This is a genomic window from Streptomyces sp. MGP-P1 (genome assembly GCF_057766565.1).
Window position 1 is genome coordinate 1,624,193 of record NZ_JBYMEM010000001.1, and the last position, 18,263, is coordinate 1,642,455.

Here is an 18,263-nt window from a genome sequence, read left to right on the forward strand (position 1 = left end):
CGAGTCGCGGGCTGGATGCTCAGGGGAGCTGGCGGTGGACGTCTTCCAGGAACTTCCAGCCGGCGACGGTATGGCGTCTGCGTACGAAGGGCCGCGGCGGCACCACCACTTCCACCGAGTCCCCCTGAAGCGTGAGCAGGCCGATGCCGAAAAAGTCCGCGCGCAGCACAGCATCATCCTTGCGCCGCAATGCGCCGTCCACCACAACCGCGCGGGAACAGAACGGAGTGAAGCGCTCGGCCTTCTCCATAGCCGACTCCCAGCTTCGGCCGGGCACGAACGCCATGTCGATATGGACAAGCTGCGCCGCTCGACGAGTGATCGACCCGTCCCTGCGGACCGCCGCGCCCTTCGGCAGGGACTTCAGCACCCGCCGCTCCCTCTCGCTCAAGGAGCTGACAGGAACCGGATCGCCCAGGGGCAGCGACATGAGGAGATCCAGCACGTCAGGCCGCGTCAGCGGCGGCATCCGATCAGCTGCCCGCCGCTCCCGCTCGAGCGCGTCATACCGATAGGCCACAACAGCTTCCGTCCCGAAGGCTTCGACAAGCGCGAGCTTCGCCTCGCGGGGCACGAGGTCGCAGGGAGCCAGCGCACCTGCGACGACATCCATCTGCCCTCGCGCCACGACCGACATGAACCAACCCGCTCTCGTTTCAAACTGACACCCTCGTCTGCGGAGCGTCTGCACACCGGAAGCACGAGCGGCTCACGTTCACACGATCCACTCGCCAATCCCCTGCTGACCGCAGCCGAGCGGGACCGACACCCCTAACCCGCCTTCCCCTGACCAAGACACGGGAACGCCTCAGCACTGACGGCCCAGGCTAGTACGGGCAGTCGTACGCCCGGCGGCCACCTCCTCAGATGATCGCGAGTTGGCCAGCACCCGTCATAGTCCGGCCAACAAGCGTCCACGGCGGCCCACGACGAACGACTGCGAGCCTAGCCACCACAGGCGGCCATGCCTATATCTGACCGAATCTTCATCCAGCCTGCCAACCCCCTTCCCCTTCTACCCCCGCCAGGCGGAGTGCGGCTGCGAGCATGCCTGTGCGGGCATTCGCACGGTGGGGAGTTCAGGTGCCACGAGAGCTCAACGAACGGCAGCAACAGGTGCTGCAATGGGTCGCCCGAGGCTGCCCTGACGGCGGGTGGGAAGGAACCGGGCACAAACTCAGATGCCAAGCCCTGCACAGCCGCGGACTGGTCAAAGTCTCCAGGAGCCAGGGGCGGTGGTCCGTCGCCCTCACCAAGGCCGGCCAGCAATACCTGGACCACGGATCCCATCCCTCGGAACAGCCTCGCGGCAAAGACACCGCTCCCGCGCCGCAGACCGGAATCCAGCCACCCGACGTGGCCAAGAGCAAAAAGTCCAGCGGCCAGGCGGCTGCGCCCGTACCGGTTCAGCGAACGAGCTTCCTTCCGCGGAAGAAGGCCAAGACCGTCACGGAGCAGCTCCTGGAAGAGCTCGCAGAAGCTGGCGGCCGCGTCGTCAAACGCGAAGCCAGCGGTCGGGAGACCGAGAAATGGCCGATCCGTGTTGCCGCAGCACGGCGGTCGGGAAAGATCCCTGCAACCAAGGAACTGCACGCCGGCTGGTGCCGCGACGGATACGAAATCCGGCTGGTCGACACCCCAGCCTGGCGCTTGGCCGTACTGTCACCCGTTGCCGTACCGGCACGGCTCCCCACTCCACACCCCGTGGTCAGAGCTCTGCAGGCGCACTCCCAGCCCATGGCACTGACCAAAGCCGTGCAGGGCAGAGCCTTCCGCCTCATCCACGCACTGCTCACCGCAACGCAGAAGCTGGGGTATGTCAGCGCGTTCGGTACGGCCGAGAGTGCACCCGCCCCTCATCGCCGGCGCGGCGGCTCTCCCCACTTCACCATCACGGCCCAGGGCCAGCGATGCGATTTCCTCGTCTTACAGGAACAAGACCGCACCGAACACGTCCCCACGAAGAAGGAACTCGCGGACGCCGAGAAGCACTCCTGGGTCAGGATTCCTCGGTACGACCACTCCCCCGCCGACCGCCTGAGAATCTGTGTCAGCAGCGGGCTGCCACACAGGGCCGGGGAGTGGGCCGATACGGCTGCACGCCCCCTTGAGGATCAGCTCGCCGAAATCGTGCAGGAAGTAGGACTTCGAGGCGAGGCCGCCGAACGCAAACGACTGGCCGACCTGGAGGCGGCACGGGAGAAACGGCGGCAATGGGAAGCCGCGATGCAACGGGCAAAGATCGACTTCGCCGAGGCAGCGCGAGTCCAGCACCTCGAAGCGCAGGAACAAGCATGGCGCCGTGCAGCGGGCCTGGCCAAGTACGTCGATGCCCTCCGCCTCCACGCACAGACCTTGGCGACCGGTCCGGAGAGGGACGGAGCTGAGGCCTGGATCGCCTGGGCCACCGACCACGTGGAGCGCCTGAACCCGCTCAACGGGACGCTCCGCCTGCCCGACATTCCCGAACCTCGCGCCAGCGACCTGCAGCCGTTCCTGCACGGATGGAACCCCTACGGTCCCGGCTACTAGTCGCGAGCCCCCTCGAATTATCACAGAGCGTAATCGAAGAGGAGAAGGTGGATCGCAGGTCTGACGCCGACCGACTCGGTCGCCGACTATCGGAAAGGGTGCCTCCCGCAGCAAGATCACAATCTGCTGCGGTAGGCCCCCTTCCGCGCCTGACGGCTCGTCAGAGATCGCCGACGGCGTGCGTCAAACGTGCGTCACGAGCGTCAAATCTGCGTCAAGATATCGCCCACAACGCCCACAGTGCACATAACGCACACTGCCCTAACCTGCAGGTCAGCGGCCCTTTCCGACGGGCTCAAGGATCGCGACACACTCGACATGATGCGTCATCGGGAACAGATCGAACGCCCGCAGCGTCCGCACCTTGTACCCCCCGTCCCGGAAGTACGCCAGGTCCCGTGCCAGCGCCGCCGGGTCGCAGGCCACGTAGGCGATCTTGCGTGCGCCCAGCCCCGACAGGTGCTTGACGACCTGCTTGCCCGCGCCCGCGCGCGGCGGGTCCAGGACGATCAGGTCGCACTCCGTGATGCCGGTGCGGGGCAGGACCTGGTCGACCTTGCCGTGTTCGATGCGGACCCGGTCCAGGTCCTTCAGGTTGTGGCGGGCGTCCTCGACCGCGCGCTTGCCGGACTCGATGCCGAGGACCGCGCCCTTCTCGCCGAGGCGCTGGCCGATGGCGCCGGCGAACAGGCCGACGCCGCAGTAGAGGTCGAGGGCGGTGTCGTTCTTGCGGGGCAGTAGTCCCTGCATGACCGCGCGGACCAGGGTGTTGGCCGCCTGCGGGTGGACCTGCCAGAAGCCGCCGGAGCCGACGCGGTAGGTGCGGTCGTCGGCGCGCTCGCGGACGAAGGCGCGGCCGTGGACGCGGTGGACGCCGCCGTCCTTCTCCTCGACGCGGAGCACGGAGACCGGCTGGTCGAGTTCGACCAGGGGGAGCCGGCCGCCGGGCTTCGGGGTCAGGATGACCTGGCGGTCGTTCGAGCCGGTGGCGGTGATGGCCTCCACCCCGGCGAGCTGGGGCCACTCGCGCTTCTCGACGCCGAGCTCGGAGACGCCCGGCGCGGCGATCAGGCAGCGGTCGATCGGCTGGACGTCGTGCGAGCGGTGCTTGCGCAGGCCGGCGCGGCCGTCGGCGTCGACGGCGTACTGGACACGGGTGCGCCAGGCCGGCACCTCGCCCGCGGGGAGCTTGTCGCCCTCGGCCGGCATGACCGTGCCGTCCCAGCCGGCCTCCTCGGGGGTGAGGCCCGCCAGCCGTAGGAGCTGCTCGGCGATGACCTCGCCCTTGAGGCGGCGCTGCGCGCCCGGCTTGGCGTGCTGCCAGTCGCAGCCGCCGCACATGCCGGGGCCGGCGTACGGGCAGGGCGCCTCGACGCGGTCCTTGGACGGCTCGATGATCCGAACCGCGTCGGCCCGCAGGAAGCGGGAGTCCGTGTCGCCGTCGGTGACCTTGGCGATGATCTTCTCGCCGGGGAGCGTGTGGCGTACGAAGAGCACCTGGTTCTCGGCGGTGCGGGCGATGCAGTGACCGCCGTGTGCGACAGGCCCGACCTCGACCTCGTACTCCTCCCCGACCAGCGACGACGTGGGTTCGTTCTGCATGAGGGGAGGCTCCAGGGAGAAAGGGGGCAAACGGTCGGGCCTGCGGCCGGACGACAGCCCACCAGTCTACGCGGGCGCGGCGAGGGCAGTGACCACGCACGCCCCCGCCGCCTCGCGCCTGCCGGACGGGGGCCTGACGTCCGCACGCCACCGCCCGGGCTCTCCCCTCGCGCTCTCACTTCTTGCGGTTCGGCTCCTTGTGCCTCCGCTCCACCGGGCCCCGGCGGACCGAGCCCGGGGCGTTCCAGTCGGCGCGCTTGCGGGCCCGCCTCTTCGCGGCCTCGGAGGACTGGAGCTGGTACGGGACGGAGGTCACCATGACGCCCGGGGTGAAGAGCAGGCGGCCCTTCAGGCGCAGGGCGCTCTGGTTGTGCAGCAGGTGCTCGTACCAGTGGCCGACCACGTACTCGGGGATGTAGACGCTGACCACGTCCCGTGGACTCTGGCGGCGCAGACCCTTCACGTACTCGATGACCGGGCGGGTCACCTCGCGGTAGGGCGAGTCGAGGATCTTGAGGGGGACGTTGATGGCGCGCCGTTCCCAGTCCTCGCGCAGTGCCTTCGTCTCGTCCGGGTCGACGCTGATGGAGAGCGCCTCCAGGTGGTCGGCGCGGATCAGTTGGGCGTAGGCGAGCGCGCGCAGCGTGGGGCGGTGGAGCTTGGACACGAGGACGATGGCGTGGACGCGGGAGGGGCGCACGCTCTCGTCCGCGGGCGTCTCGTCGGCGGCGATCTCGGCGGCGACCCGGTCGTAGTGCTTCCGGATCGCGGTCATCGTGCCGTAGAAGATGACCATGCCGAGCAGGGCCACCCAGGCGCCGTGGGTGAACTTGGTGGCGAGGACGATCACCAGGACCATGCCGCAGAAGAAGGCGCCGAAGGCGTTGATGGCGCGGGAGCGGACCATGTGGCGGCGTTTGGCCTGGTCCCGTTCGTCGGTCAGCAGGCGGTTCCAGTGCCGCACCATGCCGGTCTGGCTGAGGGTGAAGGAGACGAACACCCCGACGATGTAGAGCTGGATCAGCTTCGTGGAGTCGGCCCCGTAGATCCAGACGAGCAGGATCGCCGCGCCGGCCAGGAGCACGATGCCGTTGGAGAAGGCGAGACGGTCGCCGCGCGTGTGCAGCTGGCGCGGCAGGTAGCGGTCCTGGGCGAGGATCGAGCCGAGCAGCGGGAAGCCGTTGTACGCGGTGTTGGCGGCGAGGAAGAGAACCAGGGCGGTGGCGGCCGCGAGGACCATGAAGAGGAAGGAACCGTGGCCGAAGACGGCCTCGGCGACCTGGGCGATGACCGGGTCCTGGGTGAAGCCCGCGCCGACCGGGACGCCGTCGCGGATCAGGTCGGCCGCCGGGTTCTCGGCCATCTTGACGTCGGTGGCCAGGGCCAGGCCGATGATGCCGCAGAACATGGTGACGGCGAGCAGCCCCATCATCGCGAGCGTGGTCGCGGCGTTCTTGCTCTTCGGCTTCCGGAAGGCGGGGACGCCGTTGCTGATCGCCTCGACCCCGGTGAGGGCGGCGCAGCCGGAGGAGAAGGCGCGCAGGAGGAGGAAGACGAGCGCGAAGCCGGCCAGCCCCTCGTGTTCGGGCTTGATCTCCAGGTCGGCGGTGGGGGCGTGCATCGCGTCGCCGAGGACCACGCCCCGGAACGCGCCCCACATGATCATGAGGAAGACGCCGGCCACGAAGAGGTAGGTGGGAATGGCGAAGAGCTTCCCGGACTCCTTGACGCCGCGCAGGTTCATCAGGGTGAGCAGGACGATGGCGCCGATGGCGCAGAGCGTCTTGTGCTCGATGACGAACGGGATCGCGGAGCCGAGGTTCTCGACGCCGGAGGAGATCGAGACGGCGACGGTGAGGACGTAGTCGACGAGCAGGGCGCTGGCGACGGTCAGTCCGGACTTGGGGCCGAGGTTGGTGGTCGCGACCTCGTAGTCGCCGCCGCCGCTCGGGTAGGCGCGGACGTTCTGCCGGTAGGAGGCGACGACCGTGAACATGAGGACGACGACCGCGACGGCGATCCAGGGGCTGAAGTGGTACGCCGACACTCCCGCGATGGACAGCACGAGGAGGACTTCTCCCGGTGCGTAGGCCACCGAGGACAACGGGTCGGACGCGAAGACGGGGAGTGCGATGCGCTTGGGGAGGAGGGTCTCCCCGAGCTTGTCGCTGCGCAACGCCCGGCCGATCAGGATCCGTTTGGGCAGGTCGGTCAGTTTGGACACGCTGAGGATCGTAAGCGGAGCCCGTGGCCGAAACGCACGCCCTTTCGACGTGGCCCCGCAATCTCCTGCGGTCGGCGGAGAACGCCCCGTCATTCTTTAACGCAATCCTTGCGCCCGTTCGGTCTATTTTGCTTTCCCTTTGCCGGAGTGCGCGAGGATGCGGACACGCGGATGAGGGATCGACCGCCCCGGCGCATAAGCTCGACGTCGGGCCGCACCGCGGGTGCGAGCCCCGTTGTTTGCCCAGCAAGCTGAGAGAGAAGTGTGAGCAGCGTGGTTTCGCAGGTCAGCCGGATGACCAGGACGGCGGGGTAGGCGCACAGTGCACATCGTCATCATGGGCTGCGGGCGCGTCGGAGCCGCTCTCGCACAGACCCTGGAACAGCAGGGGCACACCGTCGCGGTGATCGACCAGGACCCCACGGCGTTCCGTCGCCTCGGGTCCGGATTCGGCGGTCGCCGGGTCACCGGGGTCGGCTTCGACCAGGACACCCTCCGCGAGGCGGGGATCGAGGACGCCGGGGCGTTCGCCGCGGTCAGCAGCGGCGACAACTCCAACATCATCGCGGCCCGGGTGGCCCGCGAGATGTTCTCCATCGAGAACGTCGCCGCGCGGATCTACGACCCCCGCCGCGCCGAGGTCTACCAGCGGCTCGGCATCCCCACCGTGGCGACGGTCCGCTGGACGGCGGACCAGATGCTGCGGCGGCTGCTGCCTTCGGGCGCCGAACCCCTGTGGCGCGATCCGAGCGGGGGTGTGCAGCTCGCCGAGGTGCACACGACGCCGTCCTGGATCGGCCACAAGATCAGCACGCTCCAGGAGGAGACGGGGGTCCGCGTCGCCTTCCTCACCCGGTTGGGCGAGGCCATACTGCCGAGCTCGCAGACCGTCCTCCAGGAGGGCGACCTGGTCCACGTGATGATGCGTACGGACGAGATCGCCAAGGTCGAAGAGGCCTTCGCCCAGGGTCCCGAGGAGGACGGTCACTGATGCGTGTGTCGATTGCCGGGGCGGGCGCGGTGGGCCGTTCCATCGCCGCCGAGCTGCTGGAGAACGGGCACGAGGTGCTGCTGATCGACAAGGCGCCGACCGCCATCTCGGTGGAGCGGGTCCCGATGGCCGAGTGGCTGCTCGCGGACGCCTGTGAGATCACGTCGCTGGACGAGGCGGCGCTGCAGCGGTGCAACGTGGTGATCGCCGCGACCGGGGACGACAAGGTCAACCTGGTCGTCTCGCTGCTCGCCAAGACCGAGTACGGCGTCCCGCGCGTGGTGGCCCGGGTGAACAACCCGAAGAACGAGTGGCTGTTCAACGAGTCCTGGGGCGTGGACGTCGCCGTCTCGACGCCGCGTCTGATGTCGGCCCTGGTCGAGGAGGCGGTGAGCGTCGGCGATCTGGTCCGGCTGCTGCGCTTCAGCCACGGCGACGCCAACCTGGTGGAGCTGACCCTGCCGCCGGAGTCGGCGCTGGCCGGCACCCGGGTCGGGGACGTCGCCTGGCCCGAGGACACCTCACTGGTGACGATCATCCGGGGTACGCGGGTGCTGACGCCGAGTCCCGAGGAGTCCCTGGAGGCCGGTGACGAGCTGCTGTTCGTGGCCGCCCAGGCGCGCGAGGAGCAGTTGGAGGACCTGTTGTCGGTCCGCCGCGATCCTTCGGAGGACTGACCGCCCGAACCGGAGGACTGGCCGGCAGAGCGAAGGGAAGGGGCCCGGGACCGCTGAGCGGTTCCGGGCCCCTTCCCCTGTGATGCCAGGTGTACGAGTACGTGTACGGGTCAGGCGTCCGGGTCGCGGAGCGCCGCGGCGGCCTGCGCCTTGCGCTCCTTCTCGGCCTGTTCCTCGGCCTCCATCTCGGCGAATACGTCGATGGGCGCCGGCGCCTTCGCGAGGAAGACCCAGGTCAGATACACCGCCAGCAGGAACGGTGGGATCTTCAGCGCGATGAGGACCCAGCCGAACTCGGTGGTGTCGCCCCACCAGTAGAGGGGGAAGAGGATCGCGCACTTGGCCAGCAGGATGAAGCCCCAGGCGTAACTGGCCTTGGTGTACGCCTTCTTCCGGCCCGGGTTCCGGGTCCGCCAGGAGAGGTTCTCCTTGAAGACCGGGCCGAGGATCAGGCCGATCAGCGGCACCCCGGCCACCGCGGTGCCGATGTAGGCGACCGCGAGGCCCAGGGTGTAGAGCATGCCCGGCAGGTAGAAGTCCTTGGCGTCACCCGTCATCTTGGCGAAGACGACGCCGAAGGCCACCCCGAAGACGCCGCTGAAGGCGTGCTTGACGGTGTCCCGGCGGATCAGCCGGACGGCGACGAGGGCCAGGGACACCGCCAGGGCCGCGATGGCCGAGGCGTTCAGGTTCTTGTTGATGGTGAAGATCGTGACGAAGAGCAGCCCGGGGAGGACTGTCTCCACCATGCCGCGCACGCCGCCGAAGGCCTCGAAAAGGGCGGCCTCGGTGACGGCCTTCGCCTCGTCGCCCTGCTGGGCGGCGTGCCTCCCGCCGGCGGGCTGCGGGGCCGTACGGTGGGGCTGGTCCGTTTCGGACGTCGGCTTGTCGAGAGACGTCACCGGCTACTCCTTGGCGAGCGGTCGGAGTTCGTATGTGGGGTTGAACAGCACCCGGCGGCCATGGCTCATGGCGACCCGCCCCGAGGCGATGATCCTGCGGCCGGGCTCGATGCCGACGATGGAGCGACGGCCGAGCCAGACCACGTCCAGCGGCTCGGTGCCGTCGAAGAGCTCCGCCTCCAGGGCGGGGACTCCGGCCCGGGGACGGAGGGTGACGGTCCGCAACGTACCAGCCACCTTCACGATCTGCCGATCGGAGCACTCGGAGATCCGGGTGCACCCGGTGGCCTGCGCGTCCTCCTGCAGCTCCTGGGACTCCAGGTCCTCCTGGGAGCTGGAGAGCCGGTCGAGCATACGGCGGAAGCGCCCGGAAGGGCGCGCCGCCTTCCCGGCTTTCTCGGATCGGGGAACAGCACTCATACCCGAAGGGTACCGGTCCTGCGGGCGGTACACGGAGGCCGTGGGCGACCACTCGAAAGGATGAACCGGCGCCCGTCAGTCGCGCTCGAAGCGGTAGCCCATGCCCGGTTCGGTGACGAAGTGCCGGGGGTGCGAGGGGTCCGCCTCCAGCTTGCGGCGCAGCTGGGCCATGTAGACCCGCAGATAGTTGGTCTCGGTGCCGTAGGAGGGGCCCCAGACCTCCTGGAGGAGCTGTTTCTGGCTGACCAGACGGCCGCCGTTGCGGACGAGGACCTCCAGCAGATGCCATTCCGTGGGGGTGAGACGTACGTCGCGCCCGGACCGGTGCACCTTCTTCGCCGCCAGGTCGACGGTGAAGCCCGCCGTCTCGACCAGCGCGATGTCCTCGGCGCCGCCCTCCTGACCGACCGGTTCCGCCCGGCGTACCGAGGCGCGCAACCGGGCCAGCAGCTCGTCCATGCCGAACGGCTTGGTGACGTAGTCATCCGCGCCGGCGTCCAGGGCCTCCACCTTCTCGTCGGAGGTGTGGCGCGCGGAGAGTACGAGGATGGGCACCCGGGTCCAGCCGCGCAGGCCCCGGATCACCTCGACCCCGTCCATGTCGGGCAGCCCGAGGTCGAGGAGGACGACGTCGGGGTGGCGGGCGGCGGCGAGCTGGAGGGCGGTCGCCCCGTCGGGCGCGGCGTCGACCTCGTACTGGCGCGCCTTCAGGTTGATCACAAGGGCGCGGACGATCTGCGGCTCGTCGTCGACCACAAGCACCCTGGTCATCGCGGACCTGCCTTTCTGCTGCACGGGGAGGAGGGAAGGACCCTGTTGTACGGGGAGACGGAGGGACATGCGTGGAGGCGGGCCGCGTACGCCCCGGGGCGCCCCGGCCCGCGGGGACCTGTCATGAGGTGGCCCGGGCCGGCAGCTCGGCCTCCGTCCGGACGCCGCCCGGCGCCGCGGTGAGGGTCAGGACCATGGTCAGCCCGCCGCCGGGAGTGTCCTCGGCGTCGAGGGTGCCGCCCATGGCCTCGGCGAAGCCCCGGGAGACGGCGAGGCCGAGGCCCACTCCGGCGCCGCGCGGGGCGTCCCCGTACCGCTGGAAGGGCTCGAAGATCCGCTCCTTGGCCTCGTCGGGGACGCCCCGGCCGCGGTCCACGACCCGGAGCTCGACCCGGCCGCCGAGGGCGCTGGCGGCCACGGCGACGGGCTCCTGGCCGGGGTTGTACTTGACGGCGTTCTCCACGATGTTGGCGACGACCCGCTCCAGGAGCCCCGGGTCGACGGCGACCATCGGCAGCGTCTCGGGGATGTCGAGGTCGACGCTGCCCTCCGGGACGCCGCCGAGCGCCATGGGGACCACCTCGTCGAGGTCGATCTCGCGGATCAGCGGGGTCACGGTGCCGGTCTGGAGGCGGGACATGTCCAGCAGGTTGCCGACCAGGTGGTCCAGCCGGTCGGCGCCGTCCTCGATGCCTTCCAGGAGCTCCGCCTCGTCCTCGTCGGACCAGGCCACGTCGTCGGAGCGCAGCGAGCTGACGGCGGCCTTGATGGAGGCCAGCGGGGTGCGCAGGTCGTGGCTGACGGCGGCGAGCAGAGCGGTCCTGATCCGGTTGCCCTCGGCGAGCCTGCGGGCCTGCTCGGCCTCCCCGACCAGTCGCTGGCGGTCCAGGACGACGGCGGCCTGGGCGGCGAACGCGCCGAGCACCCGGCGGTCCTCGGCGGGCAGCACCCGGCCGGAGAGCGCGAGGGCCATGTTGTCGCCGACCGGCATGTCCACGTCGGCGTCGTCGGGGCGGGTGACCGGGGCCGGCCCGACGGATCCGGCGCAGGTCCACGGCTCCACGTCGCTGCTGCGCTCCAGCAGGGCGACGGACTCCATGGCGAAGGTCTCGCGGACCCGTTCCAGCAGGGCGTCCAGAGCGGTCTCGCCGCGCAGCACACTGCCCGCGAGGAAGGAGAGGATCTCCGACTCGGCGCGCAGCCGGGCGGCCTGGTGGGTGCGCCGGGCCGCCAGGTCGACCACGGAGGAGACCGCCACCGCCACCGCGAAGAAGATCACGATGGCGACGAGGTTCTCCGGGTCCTGGACGGTCAGGGTGTGGGTGGGCGGGGTGAACCAGTAGTTCAGCAGCAGGCTTCCGACGGCCGCCGAGGCCAGGGCGGGCCGCAGCCCGCCGAGCAGGGCGGCGGCCACCGTCAGGAAGAGGAAGAGCAGGACGTCGTTGGCGAGGCCGGGAGCGTCCTCCATGGAGCGCAGCACCACCGCGAGCAGGACGGGGCCGACGACGCCGACGAGCCACCCCCAGATGATCCGGGCACGGCCGAGCCGGGCACCGCGGGCCATGGGCAGGCCGCGGCCCTTGGCGACCTCCTCGTGGGTCACGATATGGACGTCGAGGTCGGGCCCCGACTCGCGGGCGACGGTCGCGCCGACCCCGGGGCCGTAGATGTACTGCCAGGTCTTGCGGCGGCTGGAGCCCAGCACGATCTGGGTGGAGTTGACGCCGCGGGCGAACTCCAGCAGGGCGGCCGGTATGTCGTCGCCGATGACGTGGTGGAAGGTGCCGCCGAGGTCCTCGACCAGGGTGCGCTGGACGGCCAGCTCCTTCGGGGACGCGGAGGTCAGGCCGTCGCTGCGGGCGATGTAGACGGCGAGGATCTCGCTGCCGGAGCCCTTGGCCGCCATCCGGGAGGCGCGGCGGATGAGGGTGCGGCCCTCGGGCCCGCCGGTCAGTCCGACGACGATGCGCTCGCGGGCCTGCCAGGTGCTGCGGATGTTGTGCTCGCCCCGGTACTGCTGGAGGTACTCGTCGACCCGGTCGGCGACCCAGAGCAGGGCCAGCTCGCGCAGGGCGGTGAGGTTGCCGGGGCGGAAGTAGTTCGAGAGGGCCGCGTCCATCTTGTCGGGCCGGTAGATGTTGCCGTGCGCCATGCGGCGGCGCAGCGCCTGGGGCGACATGTCGACCAGCTCGATCTGGTCGGCCCGGCGCACCACCTCGTCGGGCACCGTTTCCCGCTGCCGGACCCCCGTGATCGACTCCACGACGTCGCCCAGCGACTCCAGGTGCTGGATGTTGACCGTGGATATGACGTCGATCCCGGCCTTGAGGAGCTCCTCGACGTCCTGCCAGCGCTTGGCGTTGCGCGAGCCGGGCACGTTGGTGTGGGCCAGCTCGTCCACCAGCGCCACCGCCGGGGCCCGCTCCAGGACCGCGTCCACGTTCATCTCGGTGAAGACGGTGCCCCGGTACTCCAGCTCCTGGCGCGGCAGCAGCTCCAGCCCGTGCAGCATGACCTCGGTCCGCGGCCGGTCGTGGTGCTCCACGAACGCCACCACACAGTCGGTCCCGCGCTCGACCCTGCGATGCGCCTCGGAGAGCATCGCGTACGTCTTGCCGACGCCCGGTGCCGCGCCGAGATAGATCCGGAGTGTGCCGCGTCCCATGGCCCCATTGTCTTCTTCCGTCCGGCCCTGTCGTGTGGAGGGCCGGTGGCGCCCGGTGCGGCTGCCGTCCTCGACGCTACTCCGCCGTGGGGCCTGGTTCGGTCCCGGGAGTGCAGGTGGGGAGCGTATTGACGGAACTCTGATGCCCGCCGGGGTGGCAGCGGGGGCGCTGGGGGAACGTCAGCCGTGTTCGACGACGTGGCCGTCGCTCAGCTCCAGGACCCGGTCGGCGAGGCCCAGCAGCTGGGGGTCGTGGGTGGCGACGAGGGCGGTGACGTTCTCGCTGCGGACGACCGCGCGGAGCAGCTCCATCACGGCGAGCCCGGTCTCGGCGTCGAGCTGTCCGGTGGGCTCGTCGGCGATCAGGAGGGCGGGGCGGTTGGTGAGGGCGCGGGCGATGGCGACGCGCTGCTGCTGGCCGCCGGAGAGCTCGCCGGGGCGCTGTTCGGCGTGGTCGGCGAGGCCGACGAGGGAGAGCAGCAGGGCGACCCGCTCGTCGCGCTCGGCCGGGTCGGCCTTGCGGAGCCGCAGGGGTACGCCGACGTTCTCGGCGGCGGTCAGGATGGGGATGAGGCCGAAGGACTGGAAGATGAAGCCGATCCGGTCCCTGCGCAGCTCCAGGAGCCCCTTCTCGCCGAGCCCCGACAGCTCGGTGCCGTCGACGGTGATCCGGCCGCCGTCCGGGGTGTCCAGGCCGCCGACCAGGTTGAGCAGGGTGGTCTTGCCGGAGCCGGAGCGGCCCTTGAGCGCGACCAGCTCGCCGCGGGGGATCTCGAACGAGACCCCGCGCAGGGCGTGCACGGCCGCCGCTCCGCTCCCGTACGAGCGGTGCAGGTCCTCGACCGCGACCATGACCGTGCGGGCCGGGTCCTCGGCCAGGGCCGTGCCGGACTGCCCGCTGGTGCTCTCGGTCATGCTGCTCCCCCGTACTCACGTGCTCACGTGGTCTGCGTCGTCGCCCGTCAGTATGTGCGTCCGGCGCACGGCCGGGCAATGGCCGGTGGACCGCACCCGCGGAAACGGCCGGTGGGCCGCACCCCGCGAAAGGGGTGCGGCCCACCGGCCGTTTGCTGCGAAGTGCCGCGCTGCGGAGAGCCGTGCCGGCAAGTACGGCGAGGTCCGCCGCGTGCCGCTAGCGGACCTCGGTGATCTCGGGTCCGCGCTGGAGCTGGCCCATGCCGCCGGAGAACTTCGAGCCCTCCTGCTCATCCTGCTGCACGCCCTCGGGCACCATCTGGGCGTCGTTGGGGAGCTTGAGGACGATCGGGTCGCGGGGGGCCATCGGCCCGTCGCCGCGGACGACCACGGTGTCCCGGAAGATCGTCTCCAGCAGCCCGGCGGCCTCCGGCTGGACGGCGCCCTGGCCGGAGATCACTCCGCGCAGGAACCAGCGCGGCCCGTCGACGCCGACGAAGCGCACGAGCTGTACACCGCCCGTGCCGTCCGGAAGCTGTACGGGGACCTGCGCGCGCAGCTCCCAGCCCAGCGGGCCCTCGACCTCGTCGATGATGCCGCCCTGCTGGGTGATGCCCGAGGCGATCTCGTCGCGGACCTCGCCCCAGATGCCCTCTTTCTTGGGGGCGGCGAAGGCCTGCAGCTGGACCGCGCTGTCGCGCAGCACCACGGTGGCGGCGACGATCGCGTCCCCGGCCACCTCGACGCGCAGCTCCATGCCCTCGACCCCGGGGACGAAGATGCCGCCCAGGTCGACCCGGCCCTCGCCGGGCTGGGTGACCTCGGTGCTGTCCCAGGGTCCGTCCGGCCTGGGGGCCGGCGGGAGGTTCATCCGACGGGCGCCCTTGGCGGCGCCGTCACTGCCCTCGGGCTCGTCGGCGACCTGCTCGGCCTCGCGCACCTCGTCCGCCGCGTCCTCGGCGGAACCACTCTTCTTGCGACGTCCGAACACGTCACTGTCCTTCCCGGTCGGATACGACCGAAGCGTAGCTGTTCCCACCGTGGGTGATCCCGCCCTCGGCGCCGTCCACCGACGCGTGGCCGCCGGTGGACCCGAAGCCCCCTTCGGCCCGCGCCGAGCCGGGAAGCTCCGCCACCTCGTGGAAGCGCACCTTCTCGACCTGCTGGACAACCAATTGGGCAATCCGGTCGAACCGTTCGAATCGCACGCTCTCGCGTGGATCGAGGTTGACCACGATCACCTTGATCTCCCCACGGTACCCGGCATCCACGGTCCCTGGGGCATTCACGAGGGCCACTCCGCAGCGGGCCGCGAGGCCGGAGCGCGGGTGGACGAAGGCGGCGTACCCGTCGGGCAGGGCGATCGACACCCCGGTGGGGAGCACCGCGCGCTCGCCGGGGGCGAGTTCCGCGGCCTCGGTGGTCACCAGGTCGGCCCCGGCGTCGCCCGGGTGTCCGTAGGCCGGCATCGGCACGTCCGGGTCGAGCAGGCGGATCAGTACGTCGACGGGGTTGCGGGTCACGGGTTCACCTCGAAGGCGCGGGCGCGCCTGACCTGGTCGGGGTCGGACATGGCGGCCTGGATCTCGGCGGGCCTGCCGTTGTCGATGAAGTGGTCGACCTTGACCTCGATGAAGAGGGCGTCGGCCCGGACCGCGACGGGCCCGTCGGGGCCGCCGATCCGGCCGGTGGCGGTGGAGTAGATCTTCCGGCCGTGCACGGCGGTGATCCGGGCGTCGAGGTGCAGCACGGTGTCCACGGGGACGGGGCGGACGAAGTCGGTCTCCAGCCGTCCGGTCACCGCGATGGTGCGCAGCAGCCAGTTCAGCGAGCCGAGGGTCTCGTCCAGCGCCGTGGCGAGCACGCCTCCGTGGGCGAGGCCGGGGGCGCCCTGGTGGGCGGGCTGCACGGTGAACTCGGCGGTCACGCTCACGCCCTCACCGGCCCGCGCCATCAGGTGCAGTCCGTGCGGCTGTCCTCCGCCGCAGCCGAAACAGTGTTCGTAGTGCGCTCCGAGGAGTTCGCCGGGGGCGGGCGCGTCGGGGTGCCGGTCCGGCGCGACGGCGTCTGCCGGGGGTGTCAGAGCTGCTGATGTTCCACTCACAGGCGCAGACCTTACCCGCGCGGCAGTCCGCGGGTCGCGCCGTGCCAAGCTTGGTTCCATGCAGCCTTCCGCACCGCCCTTCGACGAACGTCTCACCGCGCCCCGCTCCTGGTGGTTCATCGCCTTCGGGGTCGGTGTCGCCTGTGCTCTGATGCTTCTGCCGCTGGGCACCCTGCCGCTGCTCGCCGGGCTGGCCGGCGGCACGGTCGCCGCCGCGCTCCTGGTGAGCAGCTACGGCTCCGCCCGGATCCGGGTGGTGGCGGGGGCGCTCGTCGCGGGCGACGCCCGCATCCCGCTGTCGGCACTCGGCCGGCCCGAGGTGCTGGACGTCGAGGAGGCGCGGGCCTGGCGGACGCACAAGGCCGACGCCCGTGCGTTCATGCTGCTGCGCGGCTATGTGGAGACGGCGGTGCGGGTGGAGGTCACGGACCCGGACGACCCGACTCCGTACGTCTACCTCTCGACCCGGAATCCGCAGGGCCTGGCGGCGGCGCTGAGCACCGTCCCGACCGCCTGAGCGGACGTCGCGGGCAGGGGCTCCGGACCCGGTGCGGGTTCAGGGGCCCCGTGCGGGTTCAAGGGCCCTTCATCGCTCAGGGGCCCTCGATCTCCTTGGGCAGCTCGGCCGGGTTCGGGGGCTGCTCCAGCGGGGGCAGCTCGGGCAGCCGGTCCCAGGGGATCGGGTCCTTGCGCAGGTCGTTCCTGATCCGGTCGGCGAGCTTGCGGGTGTCGCGGCGGTTCATCGTGGCGCCGACGGCGGCGCCGATCATGAACGGGATCAGGTTGGGCAGATTGCGCGCCATGCGCTTCATGATCTGCTGGCGCAGTTCGCGCTTCATCTGACCGCCCAGCGCGGCGTTGAGCGTGGTGGGGCGGGTGATGTCGATCCCGCGCTCCTCCGTCCACGACGTCAGATACGCGGTGCTGCGCTGGCCGAGATTGCCGGGGGGTCGGCGGCCGTAGACCTCGTGGAGCTCGGCGACGAGCTTCATCTCGATCGCGGCGACGCCGGTCACCTCCGCCGCCAGCTCGGCGATCATGGCGGGCGGTACGGGCATCATCGCGGCGGCCCCGATGCCTGCGCCGACGGTCGCGGTGGCCCGGCAGGCTCCCGTGACCAGCTTGTCGGCCAGCTCCTCGGGCCCCAGCCCGGGGAACTGCTTCCGCAGGGTCGCGAGGTCGCGCACCGGCACGCGCGGGGCCGTGTCGATGATGCGGTCGGCCAGCTGTACGGCCAGCGCCTTCGCGCCCTCCCGGCCCTTGCTCACACCCCGTTTCACCGCGTGCAGGCGGCCCCCGGTCGTGGGCTCCGCCTGACCCTGCTCTCCGGGCCGGTCCGGCGACGCCGCCGACCCGGCCACTTCGAGCGAGGCCGAACGGCCCCGCTCGTCGTCGGAACCGCCGGAGTGGTCCGGCAGGGCGGCGGACCGCTCGGCAGACGCGTGACCGCCTTCTGCCGGGCCTAGGCCGCCTGTACCGCTCGTACCGTCCTGGTTCGCCTCCGGGCCGTGCCGGCGCCAGGGGCGCCGCTTCCGGAACGGTGTCTCTCCTGCCACGGCCGACCCGACCTCAGTCGCAGTCGCGGCAGATGGGCTGACCGTTCTTCTCGCGGGCCAGCTGGCTGCGGTGGTGCACCAGGAAGCAGCTCATACAGGTGAACTCATCGGCCTGCTTGGGCAGCACCCGGACGGCCAGCTCCTCGTTGGAGAGGTCCGCGCCGGGCAGCTCGAGTCCCTCGGCCGCGTCGAATTCGTCGACGTCGACGGCGGATGCCGTCTTGTCGCTCCGACGTGCCTTGAGCTCTTCGAGGCTGTCCTGGTCCACGTCGTCGTCGGTCTTGCGTGGGGTGTCGTAATCCGTTGCCATGTCGCTCTCCCCCTCTTGGGTGTCTACGGGTGTCTCAGCGCACGTAACGCGTGAGAGGCCGGACTTGTGCCCGACCTGAGGCGGAGATTTTGCCTCACATCAAGGTCTGTTACTCAATCGACACCCAACCGGGCGCCTCGACGAGGCTCGGCTTGGGTGGCGATGGGGACCGTACACGGTCCCGACTGCGCAGTTCACGGGTGCCACCCCGTGTACTTCCCGTGATAACGATCCCCGAAAACCTGGACGATTACCGGCTTTCCGACGGAGTTGCGATCACGGAGAGTAGATGACCCGAAAATCGACTCTGTGATGGATCACACACGACCCGCCCGGGAACGGGTCACGAAAATTCCGCCCAAAGCGAACATGAAGATTCGGTGCAGAGTCACATCGAGCAGCCTCTCAGACCGGCAGGGTGACGCGCATCACGAGACCACCGCCCTCGCGGGGCTCCGCGATGACATCCTCGTGGCTGGCTCAAGCGGCGCACGAAAAACGCGAAAGCGTTTCACGAGAAATCAAAACTACTACTCTCTGCCTTTGCGAGAAGGTTAAACACCACTTTTTTTTACTGAACGAAGTACAGGCAAA

General features: G+C 70.3%; 17 protein-coding genes. 4 read left to right on the forward strand and 13 right to left on the reverse strand.

Features of this window, described 5'->3' with window-relative positions; all coding sequences use genetic code 11:
* Window positions 1-19: 19 nt before the first annotated feature.
* The gene (locus AC3CH1_RS07170; RefSeq protein WP_488462095.1) at window positions 20-637 is read right to left on the reverse strand and encodes a hypothetical protein; all 618 of its coding nucleotides are present in this window, start codon (window positions 635-637) and stop codon (window positions 20-22) included.
* A gap of 719 nt (window positions 638-1,356) precedes the next feature.
* Here AC3CH1_RS07170 and AC3CH1_RS07175 point away from each other — a divergent pair.
* Window positions 1,357-2,532 (forward strand): hypothetical protein, encoded by a 1,176-nt coding sequence (locus tag AC3CH1_RS07175; protein WP_488462096.1) that lies wholly within the window; start codon window positions 1,357-1,359, stop codon window positions 2,530-2,532.
* Between the two features lie 273 nt (window positions 2,533-2,805).
* On the opposite strand, the gene AC3CH1_RS07180 is transcribed toward AC3CH1_RS07175, so the two are convergent.
* Window positions 2,806-4,134, reverse strand: a complete 1,329-nt coding sequence (locus tag AC3CH1_RS07180) for a class I SAM-dependent RNA methyltransferase (protein WP_488462097.1) — start codon at window positions 4,132-4,134, stop codon at window positions 2,806-2,808.
* Between the two features lie 175 nt (window positions 4,135-4,309).
* Window positions 4,310-6,358, reverse strand: a complete 2,049-nt coding sequence (locus AC3CH1_RS07185) for an APC family permease (protein WP_488462098.1) — start codon at window positions 6,356-6,358, stop codon at window positions 4,310-4,312.
* Between the two features lie 322 nt (window positions 6,359-6,680).
* Between AC3CH1_RS07185 and AC3CH1_RS07190 the strand changes: the two genes are divergently transcribed.
* Window positions 6,681-7,349 carry a potassium channel family protein gene (locus tag AC3CH1_RS07190; RefSeq protein WP_007454533.1) on the forward strand — a complete coding sequence of 223 codons (669 nt, stop codon included), beginning with the start codon at window positions 6,681-6,683 and terminating at the stop codon, window positions 7,347-7,349.
* Window positions 7,349-8,026: a potassium channel family protein gene (locus tag AC3CH1_RS07195; protein WP_032793112.1), complete on the forward strand. Its 678-nt coding sequence runs from the start codon at window positions 7,349-7,351 to the stop codon at window positions 8,024-8,026. The genes AC3CH1_RS07190 and AC3CH1_RS07195 overlap by 1 nt, the downstream gene beginning before the upstream one ends.
* Window positions 8,027-8,136: 110 nt before the next feature.
* Here AC3CH1_RS07195 and AC3CH1_RS07200 read toward each other — a convergent pair whose 3' ends face one another.
* The 8 genes from AC3CH1_RS07200 to AC3CH1_RS07235 form a co-directional block, all read right to left on the reverse strand.
* Window positions 8,137-8,928, reverse strand: coding sequence for a DUF3159 domain-containing protein (locus tag AC3CH1_RS07200; RefSeq protein ID WP_488462099.1), 792 nt, complete (start codon window positions 8,926-8,928; stop codon window positions 8,137-8,139).
* 3 nt (window positions 8,929-8,931) lie between these two features.
* On the reverse strand, window positions 8,932-9,348 hold the full coding sequence (locus AC3CH1_RS07205; protein ID WP_398625403.1) for an OB-fold nucleic acid binding domain-containing protein: 417 nt from the start codon (window positions 9,346-9,348) through the stop codon (window positions 8,932-8,934).
* A gap of 75 nt (window positions 9,349-9,423) precedes the next feature.
* On the reverse strand, window positions 9,424-10,119 hold the full coding sequence (locus AC3CH1_RS07210; RefSeq protein ID WP_026290367.1) for a response regulator: 696 nt from the start codon (window positions 10,117-10,119) through the stop codon (window positions 9,424-9,426).
* A gap of 121 nt (window positions 10,120-10,240) precedes the next feature.
* Window positions 10,241-12,784 (reverse strand): DUF4118 domain-containing protein, encoded by a 2,544-nt coding sequence (locus AC3CH1_RS07215; RefSeq protein WP_488462100.1) that lies wholly within the window; start codon window positions 12,782-12,784, stop codon window positions 10,241-10,243.
* A gap of 180 nt (window positions 12,785-12,964) precedes the next feature.
* Window positions 12,965-13,699 (reverse strand): ABC transporter ATP-binding protein, encoded by a 735-nt coding sequence (locus tag AC3CH1_RS07220; RefSeq protein ID WP_488462101.1) that lies wholly within the window; start codon window positions 13,697-13,699, stop codon window positions 12,965-12,967.
* 217 nt (window positions 13,700-13,916) lie between these two features.
* Window positions 13,917-14,690: a DUF3710 domain-containing protein gene (locus tag AC3CH1_RS07225; protein ID WP_488462102.1), complete on the reverse strand. Its 774-nt coding sequence runs from the start codon at window positions 14,688-14,690 to the stop codon at window positions 13,917-13,919.
* 1 nt (window position 14,691) lies between these two features.
* Window positions 14,692-15,222 (reverse strand): dUTP diphosphatase, encoded by a 531-nt coding sequence (gene dut / locus AC3CH1_RS07230; RefSeq protein ID WP_265598887.1) that lies wholly within the window; start codon window positions 15,220-15,222, stop codon window positions 14,692-14,694.
* Window positions 15,219-15,803 carry a PaaI family thioesterase gene (locus AC3CH1_RS07235; protein WP_488462103.1) on the reverse strand — a complete coding sequence of 195 codons (585 nt, stop codon included), beginning with the start codon at window positions 15,801-15,803 and terminating at the stop codon, window positions 15,219-15,221. The genes dut and AC3CH1_RS07235 overlap by 4 nt, the downstream gene beginning before the upstream one ends.
* Window positions 15,804-15,861: 58 nt before the next feature.
* Here AC3CH1_RS07235 and AC3CH1_RS07240 point away from each other — a divergent pair, with 58 nt between their 5' ends.
* Window positions 15,862-16,320 (forward strand): DUF3093 domain-containing protein, encoded by a 459-nt coding sequence (locus AC3CH1_RS07240; RefSeq protein ID WP_488462104.1) that lies wholly within the window; start codon window positions 15,862-15,864, stop codon window positions 16,318-16,320.
* Window positions 16,321-16,396: 76 nt separating this feature from the next.
* On the opposite strand, the gene AC3CH1_RS07245 is transcribed toward AC3CH1_RS07240, so the two are convergent.
* Both AC3CH1_RS07245 and AC3CH1_RS07250 read right to left on the reverse strand, forming a co-directional pair.
* Window positions 16,397-17,359, reverse strand: coding sequence for a hypothetical protein (locus tag AC3CH1_RS07245; RefSeq protein WP_488462105.1), 963 nt, complete (start codon window positions 17,357-17,359; stop codon window positions 16,397-16,399).
* A gap of 13 nt (window positions 17,360-17,372) precedes the next feature.
* Window positions 17,373-17,669, reverse strand: coding sequence for a DUF4193 domain-containing protein (locus AC3CH1_RS07250; protein WP_003965732.1), 297 nt, complete (start codon window positions 17,667-17,669; stop codon window positions 17,373-17,375).
* Between the last annotated feature and the right edge of the window lie 594 nt (window positions 17,670-18,263).